Source organism: Myxococcus eversor (assembly GCF_010894455.1).
GTDB lineage: Bacteria > Myxococcota > Myxococcia > Myxococcales > Myxococcaceae > Myxococcus > Myxococcus eversor.
In genome coordinates, this window is record NZ_JAAIXY010000009.1 from 392,395 (window position 1) to 406,690 (window position 14,296).

Here is a 14,296-nt window from a genome sequence, read left to right on the forward strand (position 1 = left end):
CTAAGAAGACAGAGACCGGCACCCGCTTTCCTCGGCGGGTGCGGGACTCGCACAGCGGCCCGGAGTGCCCTCGTGGCGCTCCGGGCCGTCGTGTCTCAGGGCTCCTTGAGTCGCGCCCAGGCGGCGCGGTAGCGGGCCAGCCGCTCCGCGTCCTTGGCCGTCACCGCGGTCAGCCGGCGCACGTCCATGTTGTCCTCCAGGTCCGCGAGCTTCACCCGGCGCGCCAGCGCGTCCGGCCGCAGCCGCTCGATGAAGGCCTCGTACGTCTCGTGCTCGCGCCGGGTGAGTCCCTCCAGCGCTCGCAGCACCTGCTCCGGGTAGCCACCTTCCCGCAGCCGCTCCAGCGTCCAGGGCGTGTCCTCCACCACGTCGTGGAGGATGGCGACGGTGCGCTCCTCCTCCGTCTCCAGCCGCATCATCAACCGCAAGGGATGCAGGATGTAGGGCTGGCCCGCCTTGTCCCGCTGACCGCGGTGCGCCTCCACGGCGAGGGCAATCGCGTCTTCGAGCGTGGGCATTCCAGGTGTCCTTCGTGAGGGAGAAGCGTCAACGTTACCGCGAGTCAGGCGCGGCGTTCAGTTGTGGTTGCCGGAGCCCGTGCCCGTGGTGCCCTGCGACGTGTTGGGGCCTCCGCCGCCGTTGTAGCTGAGCAGTCCCTCCACGGCGAGGGTGCTGGGGTTCTGCGTCCCGTCGCTGCGGCGGGGGCGCAGCGTGGAGGAGATGCACACCGCGCCGACGACGGCCACCTGGTCATTGTCTCGACGCCAGTTGGGCGCGACGGGGTCGTACTCGTCCTCGTTGTCGCGGATGTACAGGTACACGTCCGGCTTGCCGTCACCGTCCACGTCCGCGAAGAGCGCGGGGTTGGTGGCCAGCAGCGTGGGGGAGAACGGGTCCGCGGGCGCCGGGTTGAAGGTGGAGCGCACCGGATTGTGGATGGACGGCGCGGCCAGGTAGGTGTTCCAGCTCGCGTAGTTGCGCCCGTAGTAGCTGCGCGCGAGCTGCAGGCCGCTCTCCGCGCAGCTCTGTCGCTGGCCCGCGCGACTGCTGGCGACGGCGCGCACGCGCTCTCCGCCCGCGTACACCATGAGGCTCGCCACCAGGCCCAGCAGCACGGTGACGAGCATGACGACGACAATCAACGTGGCGCCACGGGCGGCGCGGGGAAGGGACTTGCGCGGCTTGGAGTGCATGGCGCTCACAGGTTGGCGGCCGCCAGGTTGGGCAGCTCCAGACGGCGGGTGTAGAGGCTGCGGTAGAAGCCATCCGCGACGACGGCGGCCGGCGGCACGTTGTTCTCCGTGGCGATGCGCTTGTCGTCCGCCAGCACCGCGGTGCTCTGCGTGTTGCGGCGCGGGTTGCGGCCGGTGGCCACCACGCTGACTCGCACCGTGCGCAGGCCCGGCTGGAAGGCGGAGGCCAGCCCGTGTCGCCACGTGTACTGGGCCGGGTCCTCCTGGCCCGTGGTGTCGAAGCCGAAGGCCACCTGCAGGTCCTCCACGTTCTCCTGCACGACGAAGGGCTGCTCCGTCGCCAGCTCCGAGAAGGGTCGGCCCAGCGCGTCCGCCAGCAGCCTGCCCTCCGTGCGCAGGAGCGACGGACGGCCGGACGTGGGGTGGGGGCCGATGAAGAAGTGCAGCAGCCGCACCGGATAGACGAGGTCGCCGCTTTGATACCCGCCCCGCTCCGGCGCGTTGGAGAAGCCCGAGGTCCCCGCCTCGTCGTAGTTCACCTGGCCCGGCGTGCCCGGGCTCTGCGGGGAGATGACGACGTTGGAGATGAGCGCGGCGCTCGTCATGTTGCTGACCAGATGGAGCGAGTCCGACTTGAGGCTCTGCGTGCAGTTCACCTGGAGCACGCCCGTCCCGGGGCGCACCACGGAGGCCGCGGCGCCGGGGGTGACGCAGGGCTCGCCCAGGTAGTCGCGGTCCGGCACCACCAGCCACAGGTCATCGCTGCCATCGGCGGTGGGGGTGCTGGAGTTGGTGCCCGCGCCGGTGGTGCCATCGCGGCCGAAGATGGCGCCGACGCGCACGGGCACTCCGCCCTGGCGCACCCAGATGCCACCAGGCGCGCCGGCCCCCGCCTGGCGCACCATGTTCATGAGGGCCTCGCCCGCGAGCCGGGAGGCGTCATGGCTGTCGGCGGTGTGCTCCGTGTTGTGGATGACGCGGCTGCCCGCCATCATCAGCGCCGCCGCCGCCGCGATGATGATGGCCGTGAGGGCCAGGGCGACCATCGTCTCCAGCAGCGTCATCCCTCGCAGGGCTCTCATTGGACGAACACCTCGTTGTGGAACTGGGCGCGGTCCGCGGTGTCGCCCTTGCGCACGACGCGGGTCCACACCGTCACCGGCCGCGAGCCCGCGGGCAACAACGCGGTGGCCGACGGCGGCACCTCGAGCGGCAGGCCCGTCGTCACCAGGACCTCCCGGCAGTACGTCCCCTCCGGCAGCGCGGCGTCGTTGCACGCCGTGCCCGCGGGGATGCCCGCGAGCGGCTCCACGTGCCCGGTGGCGGACAGCATGAAGTACGCCCCGGAGCTGGGGTCCCCCGTCACCGGCACCGTCGGGTCCGCCCGCCAGGGCGCCGCGCCGGGCGCCAGCGTGGTGGGGGGCTGCGTGGGACGAGGCACCGCCCGCGCGAGCAGCGGGCCCTTGGCGGCCAGCCACAGCCGCTGCGTGCTCGCCTCGAGCAGCAGTCTCTTCACCTGGAGCAACTGGCCGTCATGCACGTCGCGCGAGGCGAACACGATGCCGCCCACCGCCCCGGTGGCGGCGAGCGCCAGCACCACCATGGCGATGAGCACTTCGATGAGACTGGAGCCCCGGCGGGTGAGCCTTGAGCCCCGGCGGAGGACGCGAGCAGGCGAGCTCATTCGAAGAACCTCTGGCTCCAGTTGAGCAGTCGGAAGATGAAGCCTCCCTGGCCATTGACGCGCAGGGTTTCGTCCGGGCTGGAGGCGCCCGTGTTGGTGGTGTTGTCGATGCGCGTGTTGGTGATGCGGCTGACCTCCAGCCCCACCACGAAGTCCTGCGACGTGGTGCCGCTGTCGCGGTGGTACACCGTCACGCCGCCGAAGTTGGCCAGGCTCAGTCCGGGCAGCACCGTGGCCGCGGCGCCCGCCGAAGTCGCGGTGTTGCCCAGGTCCAGCTTCCAGGTGTTGCCTTTTGTCGTCCCGTCGACCGACATCAAGTCCCCCAGCTTGCCGTTGGCGGTGCTGAAGTACGCGGTGCGCCCGGCCACGGTGATGTTGCCGTAGATGTGGCGCGGGCCCGCGAAGGACAGCGGGAAGGGTGGGGGCTCCTGGAGCACGCCCTGGTCTTTCGCCAGCGAGTGCGCTCCCGACGCCGAAATCGCCGAGCCATTCAGCTTGAAGCCAGCCTCGCCCATGGGCAGCCGCCGCTTGCGGTCCAGCAGCGCCAGGTGCACCTGTCCCGCGGCGGTGGGCTGCACCCAGTCCGCGCCGCCGGTGCCCACCATGGCGACCAGCTCCCCCTCGTAGCCCTCCAGGGCGGTGCCGGTGGCGATGGTCTGCGGCAGCCGCGCCAGCGCCACGTTGGTGGTGATGGGCCGGCGCTGGGGGTCGGTGGATTCGGTGTCCAGCGCGGAGTACTTGCAAGGCGACGTCTCCGAGCACGAGGGGCCCAGGCGCAGCACGTTGGAGTTCTGTCCGGTGGCGCCGTCCAGCTCCCACAGCCGGCCCTCCATGTCGCCCACGTACAGCCGCGAGGCGCCGCCCGTGTCCGTCAGCACGGTGGGCGCGGTGGGCGCGGTGTTGTCCACCCAGCTCTGGGTGAACTCCTGCTCCCACTGCCACAGCTTCTGTCCGGTGGCCGCGTCGATGGCGAAGACCTCCATGCCGAACGTGGGAGCGCCATACGCGCCCGAGCTGCTGGAGGCGACGAAGACGGCATAGGTGGGCTCCAGGCCCTGGCGCACCACGCCCACGGACAGGCCGCGCGTGCCGCCCAGGCCTCCGTAGTTGTAGAGGCCGGAGGGCTCGCGGCCCGGGTCCGTCTGGGGCGCCATGAGGAAGCGCGCGTCCTTCTCCTTCCACTTCACCGCCCACTGCGTGCCGCCCGTGTCGCGGTCCGCCAGCTCCACCGGAGCGTGCGGCGGGAATGCGCCCGTCTGCGCGTGGCTGCCCGCCAGGTGCCACAGCATCACCGGGCGCAGGGGGTTGGTGATGTCCAGGGCGAACAAGTCCCGGCCCGGGTTGCCCACGTTGGCCACCAGCACGGTGTGCCACTCGCGCTTGCCGCTGCCCACGAAGTCCGCGAAGACGTCCATCACCACCGGCGCGCTGTTGACGCGTGCGTTGTTGCTGCGCAGCCACGGCAGTTGCGTGGCCGGCAGGAAGCTCCACAGCTCCGTGCCGCGCGGGGGCGTGGTGCCGCCGCTGAAGCTCGCGCTCCAGTTCTTCTGGAAGGCGGAGTCCGCGGCGCTGACGTTGGGGAACGACAGCGTCTCCGCGGGGCCCGCGTAGCGCGCGCCGCCGGACACGTAGAAGGCGTGGAGCTGTCCGTCCAGGCCCGCCGCGTAGGTGACGGTGGGGCGGGGCGCGCCCCGGTCCGGGATGTACGCGCTGGGCTTCACCACCGCGGGCGCGGAGTGAACGAAGCCGCCCAGGTGCGCGCGGTTGTCCGCCTCGTCGTTGTTGCACTGGCTGTCGCTCGGCTCCAGGACGGGCGTGCCCGTGCCGTCATGGCGCGTGCTGGTGGCGAAGCAGAAGCCGCGCACGCGCTGGAGCAGTTGCGCCACCGCGTTGAAGTCCGAGGCGAGCTTCGCCTTGTTGACCGCCTCCATGCTCTGGCCGAAATCGGTGCCCTCGAGCTGCGGGGAGTACTGCACCGCCTGCTGCAAGTCACACACGCCATCACCCGTGGGCGAGGTGACGAAGTCGAAGCGCGACGTGCCGTCGGGGTTCTTGGCCTCGCCCAGCTTCAGCACGTCCACGCAGTTGGAGTTGGGCGAGCCGCCGTAGTTGGCGTTGATGGCGGTGCCAGCCACGCTCTGCGGCTTCCAGCCCACCTGGAGCACGCCGCGAGGCGCGCGCAGGCCCGCGCCCAGCGAGGGGTTCGCCTTCACCTGTCCACCGAAGTAGGTGAAGAGGTTGCGCTCGCGGGGCGGGGGCAGCGCGGCGTCCGCGTCCCACAGCGTGGACGCGTCCAGCTCGCTCTCGCCCGTGCCGAGCGAGTCGCCGCCGATGAGCGAATGGGCGCGCAGGTGGCCCGGGAAGTACGGGAACACCCACTGCGAGCCCTGGGCGTGCACGTACGTGTCCACGCCGGGCGGGTAGCCCGACACCGCGTCGTAGGTGGCCGCGAGCACCAGCGCGCGCGTCCCGTTGGAGTCGCTGCCGTTGGTGTCGTCGAAGGCGACGGGCGCGGAGAGGGCGCGCTCGCTGCTCAGCGGCTCGGAGCCCAGGTTGAGCAGCGTGTTGAGCACGATTCGCGTGCCGGGGACGCTCGACTTGAAGTCGTGGCCGGCCAGATAGACGATGGTCGCCTTCTTCGGGTCATTGTCCTTCTGGTTGAAGGTGAAGAAGTCGTGGCCGCGCCGGTTGTCCTCCGCCAGGTGGAGGGCGTTGTCGTAGATGTGCTCGTCCTTGTGGCCGTACCAGCTCACCGCGAGCCGGCGCACCCCGTCCTTGTAGTTGACGCGGTAGTTCTCCGTGTGGCCCGCCACGTTGTTGAAGCGGAAGTCGCCCATCTGGGAGAACGGGTCTCCGGGGTTGGGATAGAGGATGCACGCCGCCCGGCTGCCCTGCGGCTGCGCCATGTAGTCGGGGTCCGTGCAGTTGCGCCCGTCCCAATTGCTGCCGCCGCCGAGCTTGTTGTACTGGAAGTTGCTCTGGCCCTGGAACCGAGAGCTGAGCACCGGCGTGTTGTCCGGGCGCTTCGTCGTCTCGTAGGACCAGATGCTCGCGCACTCGGCGAACAGGCCGCTGCCGCGCTGGTTGGTGAAGTACTCGATGTTGTTGAGGGCGTTCTCCCGCTGCGTCGTCGCCCCGTCGCCGTTGGCCACGTACTCCGCGCGGCCGATGTTGCCGATCTCCCAGTGGGGCGCCCAGAACACCTTGTAGCGAGGCTTGTTGGTGACGGGGTCCACCGCGTTGAGCAGGCCATTCTTGAAGGCGCTGGTGGAGACCAGGTCCGCGTTGGCGTGGAGCGCGTCGTAGATGAGGCCGGGCTTCTTGCCATTGAGGGTGCAGTTGGAGGTCGTCCCCGCGGGGCAGCCGCCGGCCCCCGGGAAGTCCAGGCCCGCGTTGCGCAGGTAGTCGTCCAGCATGCCGCCCTTCACCAGCGGGTCCCCGCCGCCGTTCGTCCCGTCGGACAAGTCCAGCAGGGCGATTTTCGGCGGGACGCGGTTGATGCGGCGGGCCACCGGCGCGGTGAACTCGATGGTGGACTGGTGCATGCGCACGTAGTGGCAGCCGCTGTTGTTCTTGAAGGTGGCGCAGTCGCTCGGGCACGTGGTGCGGAACTTCTCCGGGGACAGGTCTCCAGAGCCCGAGCGGATGAAATCGATGGCGCGCTTGGCATCCGCCGCGTCGATGATGAACGCGCCGCCCATGTACCGCACGGTGCTGAAGCGCGGGCTGGTGACGCTGTTGTTCAGCGTCGTGGTGGTGAAGTACGGGCGCGCTTCCACGGCCGTGGTGGTGAAGTTGTCGATGTTGCCGTTGGGATAGATGCCGCTGGCGGGGAAGGACGCGCCGTAGTTCACCGGCACCACCGGCTGCTCCGTGTTGTTGGTGATGGTGAAGTCGCAGCCGTCGTTCCACTTCGAGTCGCCGGCGGGCGCGGGCGGCGTGTGGCGGTTGGTGGGCACGCACCGGTTGGGCGACGCCTTCAGGTCATTGATGGCCAGATACACCGTCACCGGCTGACTGGCGTTGGCGCCGCCGGGCTGGTTCGCCTGGAGGATGCGCCACACCAGCCCGTACGCGGACAGCGAGCCGCAGCCGCGCTGGAAGGTGGCCTGCTCGGGGATGATGAGCGCGCCACGACTGAAGGTGACCAGGTCCGTCGCCGAGGCGGGTAGCGCCATCAGCAACGACAACGCCAGCAGCGCGCGCAGTGGCGTGAAGGAAAGGGGCCGAGGAGTCATGGGGTGCTCCCACCGGGGGTGAACCGACCCAAGCCGGGTCAGATTCGCCACCTGGTTGCACGCCATGTGCCCTGGCCTTGCGCGCGCCCGGCCCCAGTGTCGCGCCGGGAAAATCCCAGTGCGCCTGTATGCTCGGGAAGCGCGCGGCTATGCAAAGTTTGCGACTCCGCAAGCGCTTGCGTAGCGGCGCTTCAGCGGTGCGGGGTGGAGTTCACCAGTCCGACTTGCCCCGCAGCGTCTTCTTCTCCGACGTGCGCTTCTTGCCTTCCAGACGTCGGCGCTTGGCGCCCGCGGTGGGGCGCGTGGCCCTGCGGACCTTGGGGACGAAGGTGAGGGCGCGCAGGCCCTCGCGGAGCCGGTCCAGCGCGACGCCCTTGTTCTGAATCTGGCTGCGGCGCTCGGTCGCGGTGACGGACAGCTCCGTGGCGCCGTGGGTGAGGCGCACGCCACTGGCGGTGGTGTTGCGGTGCTGGCCGCCTGGCCCTGAGGCGATGAAGTAGTCCACCTCGCACGCCTTCAGCAGGGCCTCGTCATCGAGCGCCAGGGCGTCCAGGGCGGCTTGTCGGCGTATCGGTGAGGTGGTCATGGCGTCTCTCAAGGTAGCCCTCGACGCCGGGGTCGTGCACCGACTGACTCGCTCCCTTGCGCCCCATGTCCGGGCCCCCGGAGGCACCCCCGTTCCGACCTCCAGTCGAGCCTCTCTGGTTGAGAGGGTGATTGTATCAATTTGATATGGCCGGGTCGGCCCAGGTGGGTGGGCCCTAGTGATTCCAGTGGGTTGAGTCGTGGCCCGGGTGTTGCTCTATGGGTGGCCAGACGCGGCAAGCACGGGAGATACGAACATGAGCTTCAAGACCTGGCAGCTGGATACGACGCACTCGACGGTGGGTTTCATGGTCCGCCACATGGTGGTGGCGAAGGTGCATGGCCGCTTCACGCGGTTCGAGGGCAAGGTGGTGGTGAATGGGGATGACCTGTCGCAGGGCTCGGCCGAGGTGAAGATCGATGTGTCGAGCATCGACACGGGCGTGGAGCAGCGTGACAACCACCTGCGCTCGCCGGACTTCTTCGACGTGGCGGCCTTCCCCAAGCTCATCTTCCGCAGCACGCGGGTACAGGACGCGGGCAAGGGCCACTACCGCGTGGTGGGTGACTTGACGATTCGCGACGTCACGCGCGAAGTCGTACTGGAGACGGAGCTGCTCGGGAAGGTGAAGGACCCGTGGGGCAATGAGCGGCTGGCCTTCCAGGCGAGCACCAGCATCGACCGCAAGGACTTCGGCCTCTCGTGGAACCAGGCGCTGGAGGCAGGCGGGCTGCTCGTGGGTGAGCGTGTGGATATCACCCTGGATGTGCAGGCGGTGGCGGTGGCCGACGAGAAGGCGGCGTGAGGAAGCGGGCGATGGGAGGCCCGCTGACCCGGAGGTCCGTGACGGGCGGCCTGGTCGTCGGGGCTTCGGGCCTCGTGGGCGGCGGGCTCCTGTCGCGCCCCGCGACGCGGGGTGGGGTTGATGCATCTGAATTGCAATTAGAAAGGAAAGGGAGGCAGGCGATGATCTCCGTTCGAAATGCAGAGGAAAGAGGCCATGCCAACCACGGCTGGTTGGACACGCACCACACGTTCTCCTTCGCGGACTACTACGACCCGGACTTCATGGGGTTCAGGTCCCTGAGGGTCATCAACGAGGACACGGTGGCACCCAATCGCGGGTTCGGGATGCATCCGCACCGGGACATGGAAATCATCACCTACGTGCTGGGCGGCAAGGTGGAGCACCGCGACAGCATGGGGACCGAGGCGGTCATCAAGCCCGGCGAGGTGCAGCGGATGAGCGCGGGGACGGGCGTGGTGCACAGCGAGATGAACAACTTCGGGGAGCCCCTGCACATGCTGCAGATCTGGGTCGTCCCGAATGAGAAGGGCCTGAAGCCGGGCTACGAGCAGAAGGCGTTCGACGCGAAGGAGCGTCAGGGCCGCTTCCGCGTCGTGGCGTCGCCGGATGGGCGCGAGGGCTCGCTGACGGTGCACCAGGACCTGGTGCTGCACGGCACGCTGCTGGGCGCGGGGGAGAAGGCGGAGTACGCGCTCTCTCCGGGCCGGCACGCGTGGGTTCAGGTGGCGCGGGGCGCGGGCACCCTGAACGGAGTGAAGGTGAAGGCGGGTGATGGAGTGGCGGTGTCGGCCGAGGACACGCTGGTGCTCACCGCGGAGACGCCCGTGGAAGCGCTGCTGTTCGACATGGCCTGAGCGCGAGCCAGCCCGAGGCGCACCTGGGCCGGGTGGCGAGGGCTTCAAGAGCCCTGCTCCCCGGCCCTCGTGCGTTTCGAGGCGCGAGGGCTTCCCCGCTGCTAGCGGACGTTGAGCGTGAGGCCCGTCTTGACCTGTCGCCCGTCCTCGCTGGTGGCGACGATGGTGATGGGGATGGGGATGCGCGTGGTGCTGGTCTCGGTGTTGATATTGAAATTGACGGTGGTCTGCTCCGGCGTCACGACGAGGGGCGTGGCGGAGATGCGCTGGGTGGGGGACTCGACGGTGAGCGTGACGGGGCCCGCGAAGGGCGCCGTCCGGGTGACGGTGACCCGGACGAACTCACTCTGTCCCGCGAAGAGCTCCAACTGCCGGTTCTCCAAGGCGATGGCGAAGTCCGGCTGTGTCTGCGGCGCGGGCAGGACCACGACGTAGAACGTGGCGCCCGACGCGACGTCATTCACGGCGTTCGTCGCCAGCAGCAGCATTCGCTGGGTGCCCGTCACCTGGATGTCCTGGGCGACGGCGAGGGTGACGGGCGTGGTGACGAGCGTCTCTCCGGCGGGGAGGACGACTTCGGGCGCCAGGGTGATGCCCGCGGGCTCGGACTCCAGGTTGACGCGCAGCTCCCCGAGCTCGTCTCCCTCGCGCTCCAGGGTCAGGTCGAACTGCGTGGACTCGCCAGGCGTGAGGCTGACCACCCCGGGCGCGGTGATGAGGACCTGGTAGAACGGCGAGTTGCTGTTGCAGGAGGCGGCGAACAGGCAGCCGAGGATGAAGAGGCTTCGGCGGATGACGGGCATCATGGTCGTGGATCTCCCGGGGTCGTCGCAGCATGAAACCGCCGCTCCCGCCGGGCAAGCAGGCCGGAGGGCCAGCGTGCGCGGAGCGACACCGGCGGAAGGTGACGACGTCCCAACCCTCGTGCCGCCCGGGCATTCCTTGGGGGCGGAGTCGGGGCGTCGTGTCCGGGGCGTAGAACTTTGGGCGGGGTGATTCGTTCACTGGGACGAACGCGCGCGCAGACCTCTTCCCAGCTTCCCTCGCAGACCCCCTTCCCGGAGTACGTCATGGACCTCAAGTCCCTGTCGCGGGCCATGCTGTCGGCCGCGCTCGCCACCACCTTGTCCGCTGCCCCGGCCCTGGCCGAGTCCGTCGTCCCCGAGCCTCCCAGCACCCGGGCCCCCAAGCCGCCCCCGGCGGTGAAGCCCGCCCAGGAGCAGCCCGCGGCGGTGAAGCCCGTCCAGGAGCAGCCCCCGGTGGACGCGAAGGCGAAGGCGCCCCGCCCTGAAATCGAGGTGGTCTTCGTGCTCGACACGACGGGCTCGATGAGCGGCCTGCTGGAGGGCGCGAAGTCGAAAATCTATTCCATCGCGTCTCGCATCGCCCAGGGCCGGCCCACGCCGCACCTGAAGGTCGGCCTCGTGGCGTACCGGGACGTCGGGGACGACTACGTGACGAAGCGGTTCGACCTGAGCGACGACCTGGACACGGTGTTCGCGAACCTGCGGCGCTTCGAGGCGGGCGGCGGCGGTGACTCGCCCGAGCATGTGGGCCGGGGCCTGGGCGAGGCCGTGTCGAAGCTGTCGTGGAACCAGGACCGGTCCGTGATGAAGGCCATCTTCCTGGTGGGTGACGCGCCTCCGGCGAAGCGCAACGATGACTGGGACTTCAAGTTCTGGGCGAAGCGCGCCCGCGAGCAGCACATCGTGGTGAACACGGTGCGCTGCGGCTCGGATGAGGAGACGCAGGTGGCGTGGAAGTACGTGGCGAAGCTGACGGACGGCACGTTCGACTCCATCGACCAGTCGGGCGGCATGGTGGCGGTGGCGACGCCGTACGACGCGGAGCTGTCGAAGGTGAACGCGGAGCTGGCGTCGAAGACGCTCTACACCGGCAAGGCGGAGGTGCAGGCCGCGAACAGGGCCCGCGCCGACGCCATGGCGGAGCTGGCGCCGGAGGCCGCGGCCGAGCGCATCAGCTACATGCGCAAGACGAGCAGCAGGGGTGGCAGCGGCGCGGCGGGGGCTCCCGCCCCGAGCAGCGCGCCCAAGGCGGTGGGTGGAGCGGTGGACCTGGTCGCCGCGCCCGCGTCACTGGCGAGCGTGCGTGACGACGAGCTTCCCTCCGAGTTGAAGGGCCTGAGCGTGGAGGGGCGGGCGAAGAAGGTGCAGCAGCTCTCCGACGAGAAGAAGGCGCTGGAGACGCAGGCGTCCAAGCTCGCCGCCGAGCGCGAGGCCTGGCTCGCGAAGAATCGTCCCGAGAAGGAGGACGCCTTCGACGCCAACGTGATGAAGGGCGTCAAGGCCCAGGCCGCGAAGCACGGCGTGACGTACTGAGCCCTGGCTCCGCGTCGCTCGAAGCAGACATCCGAGGGGCCGTGGTCCACCTTCCCAGGCGGCCACGGCCCTTCGTGCTATTCGCGCGTCACGGCGTGGAGGATGACCTCCCGCCGCCGGTCCAACAGGCGCAGCGCCAGGGGCAGCGAGCCCCGGTAGATGACCAGGTTGAGGGCCGCGCACAGGGCAATCATCGCCGCGGACTGCCAGGACGGCCCGTCCTTCCCCGCAAGCTTCAGCGCCCAGCCGAAGGGCATGCAGCCGATGCTGGCCGCGAAGATGCCCAGCATGGACGCCGTCAGCGGCACCTTGTCGCGCCGCTTGAGGCTCGCGTGGAACTTCACCGGGAAGTACAGCGAGAGGAAGTTGCCGGCGGCCATCAGGATGGGCACCACGCCCAGCACCGCGGCCAGGGCGCAGGCGATATCCACCGCCGTCCCGAAGCCGAAGTACACCCGGTAGAAGACGGCCACCAGCAGCGCCATGCCGAGCGCCGCCGTCGCCTGCACCTGGTTCTTCGCGCGCAGCACGTCCGCCAGGTCCAACGGCGCCGCGAGGAACGCCGCGAAGCCCTGCCCGTCATAGGCGAACGTGTTCTGGGAGAACGTCGACGCAATCACCACCGCGCCGTAGATGCACAGGCCGCCCATCAGCCACGCGTCCGCCGAGCCCCCCAGCAGGAAGACGAACAAGTCCCGGCCGGACAGGAGCTTCAGCAGGATGGCCAGGATGAAGGGCACCGACGCGAGCAGGCGCGCGCGAGGGTTGCGCCACAAGTCGAGCGCCTCACGCGTCACCAGCGTGGTGAAGCGCGTGCGCGTGCGCTCGAAGGGGTTCTTGTCCTTCGCGTCCTTCATCTGCGGCCCCGCGCGGCCCGACTGCCGGTGGAAGCGCATCAGCAGCGCGTACGCCACCGCCATGCCCATGGCCGCGAAGAACAACAGGCCCAACCCCTCCGCCATCGCCACGCGCGGGCGGTACCAGGCGAGCTGTCCCAGGCCATCTCCGAAGAAGCCCGGAGGAACGCGCCCCAGCGCCACCGCCGCGTTGATGATGAGCGACATGTCCAGCGCGTCCACCCCGTCCTCGCCCACCGCCGTCAGCCACGAGGTGTCGATGGGCGGGATGAACGACGCGGCGACCAGGAAGGCCAGGAGGCCGCCGCCCATGATTTCAGCGCTGCGCTTCTCCCGCAGCACGTTGATGACGGCGTACAGCGCCACGCGGCTCCACGCCGCGCACAGGAACGCGAACAGCACGTAGAGCACCACCGCCAGCCACGGTGCCCACAAGGGATAGACGGAGGCGAAGCCCAGCGCGGCGCCCGTGAGCGGCGCGTAGAACACCAGCGCGCGCGGCTCGAAGAGGCTGGCCACCGTGGAGGCGATGAGCAGGCGGAAGGGCGAAATCGGAAACGCCGCGTACCGGCTCAGCTCCGAGTGGTCATCCACGCCGGCGGACAACAGCGGCCACGTCACCCACACGGAGAAGGTGACGAAGCACAGCAGGTTGAGGATGAAGTACGGCCAGACGTCGCTCTCCACGACGGGCTTGAGCCGCATCAGCGCGAAGAAGAACAGGCCGAAGAACAGGCCCGGCGCGCTCGACGCGATGAACGAGCCCACCGCGAGCAGGCGGCTCTTGCCCGGCCCCTGGTTCAACCCGATGTTGAAGCGCAGCCCCCACAACAGCCACAGGTACCGGAAGAAGCCGGGAACGGCGGGGCGATTCATGCCGGCTCCCGCAGCGGGACGACGGGAGCGGGGGCCTCGCCGTAGAACGACAGCCGCGCGTTGCGCGACGAGGGCACGGCGATGAGCTTCTCGAACACCGCCTCCAGCGAGGAACAGTCGTAGCGCTGGAGCAAGGAGGACACCGGCCCCTGGTCCAGCATGCGTCCGGCCTGGATGATGCCCGCGTGGGTGGCCAGCCGGTCCGCGATTTCCAGCACATGCGTGGTGAGCAGCAGCGTGACGCCGCGCCGGCTCAGCTCGCGCAAGAGCTCGCGGATGACGCCCGCCGCGAGCACGTCGATGCCCTCGAAGGGCTCGTCCAGGAGCACCAGCTCCGGCGCGTGGATCAACGCCGCGGCGATGGCGAGCCGACGCCGCATGCCCTTGGAGTACTCGGAGACGAGCGAGCCCGCCTTGTACGTCAGCTCCGTCAGCTCCAGCAGCTCCGTGGCCCGCGCGGCGGCCTCGTCGCCGTCCAGGCCATACATGCGCGCGCAGAAGGTGAGGTACTGCCGGCCGGTGAGCCGCTCGAAGAGGCTCAGCTCCTCCGGCACCACGCCCACGCGGCGCTTCACCTCCATGGGCTTTTGCACCGCGTCCACGCCGAGCATGCGGATGGAGCCCGCGTCGGGGCCGTACACGCCTGTCAGGAGCGCGATGCTGGTGGACTTCCCGGCGCCATTGGGGCCCAGGTACGCGTAGAAGGCCCCCTTGGGTATCTGGAGGTCCAGGCCGTTGAGCGCGGTGAAGCCACCGAAGCGCTTGATCAGCCCGCGCGCGTCGACGGCGAGGTCATCGGAAGGGGAGGGCGTCATGAAGTGACGCCATCACACCCGAGCCCGGCCCCCCGCGACAATCCCC

Annotated in this window: 12 protein-coding genes; 3 read left to right on the forward strand and 9 right to left on the reverse strand. The window is 69.6% G+C overall.

The genetic code is table 11. The annotated features are described in order from the left end of the window. Positions 1-95 precede the first annotated feature (95 nt). From G4D83_RS20810 to G4D83_RS20835, 6 genes are all read right to left on the reverse strand, one after another. Positions 96-518 carry an HD domain-containing protein gene (locus G4D83_RS20810; protein WP_163866527.1) on the reverse strand — a complete coding sequence of 141 codons (423 nt, stop codon included), beginning with the start codon at positions 516-518 and terminating at the stop codon, positions 96-98. Between the two features lie 57 nt (positions 519-575). Continuing rightward, on the reverse strand, positions 576-1,193 hold the full coding sequence (locus G4D83_RS20815) for an FG-GAP repeat domain-containing protein (protein ID WP_163866528.1): 618 nt from the start codon (positions 1,191-1,193) through the stop codon (positions 576-578). Between the two features lie 5 nt (positions 1,194-1,198). Next, positions 1,199-2,275 carry a PilW family protein gene (locus G4D83_RS20820; RefSeq protein WP_163866529.1) on the reverse strand — a complete coding sequence of 359 codons (1,077 nt, stop codon included), beginning with the start codon at positions 2,273-2,275 and terminating at the stop codon, positions 1,199-1,201. Continuing rightward, positions 2,272-2,877, reverse strand: coding sequence for a type IV pilus modification PilV family protein (locus G4D83_RS20825; protein ID WP_163866530.1), 606 nt, complete (start codon positions 2,875-2,877; stop codon positions 2,272-2,274). Before G4D83_RS20825 ends, G4D83_RS20820 begins: the two co-directional genes overlap by 4 nt. Then, positions 2,874-7,115, reverse strand: a complete 4,242-nt coding sequence (locus G4D83_RS20830; RefSeq protein WP_163866531.1) for a pilus assembly protein — start codon at positions 7,113-7,115, stop codon at positions 2,874-2,876. The genes G4D83_RS20825 and G4D83_RS20830 overlap by 4 nt, the downstream gene beginning before the upstream one ends. A 211-nt stretch (positions 7,116-7,326) precedes the next feature. Beyond that, positions 7,327-7,701, reverse strand: a complete 375-nt coding sequence (locus G4D83_RS20835) for a peptide chain release factor family protein (RefSeq protein ID WP_163866532.1) — start codon at positions 7,699-7,701, stop codon at positions 7,327-7,329. 256 nt (positions 7,702-7,957) lie between these two features. On the opposite strand from G4D83_RS20835, the gene G4D83_RS20840 reads away from it, so the two are divergent. Both G4D83_RS20840 and G4D83_RS20845 read left to right on the forward strand, forming a co-directional pair. After that, a complete protein-coding gene (locus G4D83_RS20840) occupies positions 7,958-8,506 on the forward strand; it encodes a YceI family protein (protein ID WP_163866533.1) in 549 nt (182 codons plus the stop codon). Between the two features lie 161 nt (positions 8,507-8,667). Beyond that, complete coding sequence (locus G4D83_RS20845; RefSeq protein WP_163866534.1) at positions 8,668-9,363, forward strand: pirin family protein; 696 nt, start codon at positions 8,668-8,670, stop codon at positions 9,361-9,363. A gap of 101 nt (positions 9,364-9,464) precedes the next feature. On the opposite strand, the gene G4D83_RS20850 is transcribed toward G4D83_RS20845, so the two are convergent. After that, the gene (locus G4D83_RS20850) at positions 9,465-10,169 is read right to left on the reverse strand and encodes a hypothetical protein (RefSeq protein ID WP_163866535.1); all 705 of its coding nucleotides are present in this window, start codon (positions 10,167-10,169) and stop codon (positions 9,465-9,467) included. 264 nt (positions 10,170-10,433) lie between these two features. On the opposite strand from G4D83_RS20850, the gene G4D83_RS20855 reads away from it, so the two are divergent. Beyond that, positions 10,434-11,702 (forward strand): vWA domain-containing protein, encoded by a 1,269-nt coding sequence (locus G4D83_RS20855; RefSeq protein WP_163866536.1) that lies wholly within the window; start codon positions 10,434-10,436, stop codon positions 11,700-11,702. Positions 11,703-11,779: 77 nt separating this feature from the next. On the opposite strand, the gene G4D83_RS20860 is transcribed toward G4D83_RS20855, so the two are convergent. Further along, positions 11,780-13,435: a hypothetical protein gene (locus G4D83_RS20860; RefSeq protein WP_163866537.1), complete on the reverse strand. Its 1,656-nt coding sequence runs from the start codon at positions 13,433-13,435 to the stop codon at positions 11,780-11,782. Beyond that, positions 13,432-14,250 carry an ABC transporter ATP-binding protein gene (locus tag G4D83_RS20865; protein WP_163866538.1) on the reverse strand — a complete coding sequence of 273 codons (819 nt, stop codon included), beginning with the start codon at positions 14,248-14,250 and terminating at the stop codon, positions 13,432-13,434. Before G4D83_RS20865 ends, G4D83_RS20860 begins: the two co-directional genes overlap by 4 nt. Positions 14,251-14,296 lie beyond the last annotated feature (46 nt).

Excerpts from the sequence above, each read along its gene's own strand:
- G4D83_RS20810 (WP_163866527.1), bottom strand. The coding sequence starts at position 518 with ATGCCCACGCTCGAAGACGCGATTGCCCTCGCCGTGGAGGCGCACCGC.
- G4D83_RS20815 (WP_163866528.1), bottom strand. The coding sequence starts at position 1,193 with ATGCACTCCAAGCCGCGCAAGTCCCTTCCCCGCGCCGCCCGTGGCGCC.
- G4D83_RS20820 (WP_163866529.1), bottom strand. The coding sequence starts at position 2,275 with ATGAGAGCCCTGCGAGGGATGACGCTGCTGGAGACGATGGTCGCCCTG.
- G4D83_RS20825 (WP_163866530.1), bottom strand. The coding sequence starts at position 2,877 with ATGAGCTCGCCTGCTCGCGTCCTCCGCCGGGGCTCAAGGCTCACCCGC.
- G4D83_RS20830 (WP_163866531.1), bottom strand. The coding sequence starts at position 7,115 with ATGACTCCTCGGCCCCTTTCCTTCACGCCACTGCGCGCGCTGCTGGCG.
- G4D83_RS20835 (WP_163866532.1), bottom strand. The coding sequence starts at position 7,701 with ATGACCACCTCACCGATACGCCGACAAGCCGCCCTGGACGCCCTGGCG.
- G4D83_RS20840 (WP_163866533.1), top strand. The coding sequence starts at position 7,958 with ATGAGCTTCAAGACCTGGCAGCTGGATACGACGCACTCGACGGTGGGT.
- G4D83_RS20845 (WP_163866534.1), top strand. The coding sequence starts at position 8,668 with ATGATCTCCGTTCGAAATGCAGAGGAAAGAGGCCATGCCAACCACGGC.
- G4D83_RS20850 (WP_163866535.1), bottom strand. The coding sequence starts at position 10,169 with ATGATGCCCGTCATCCGCCGAAGCCTCTTCATCCTCGGCTGCCTGTTC.
- G4D83_RS20855 (WP_163866536.1), top strand. The coding sequence starts at position 10,434 with ATGGACCTCAAGTCCCTGTCGCGGGCCATGCTGTCGGCCGCGCTCGCC.
- G4D83_RS20860 (WP_163866537.1), bottom strand. The coding sequence starts at position 13,435 with ATGAATCGCCCCGCCGTTCCCGGCTTCTTCCGGTACCTGTGGCTGTTG.
- G4D83_RS20865 (WP_163866538.1), bottom strand. The coding sequence starts at position 14,250 with ATGACGCCCTCCCCTTCCGATGACCTCGCCGTCGACGCGCGCGGGCTG.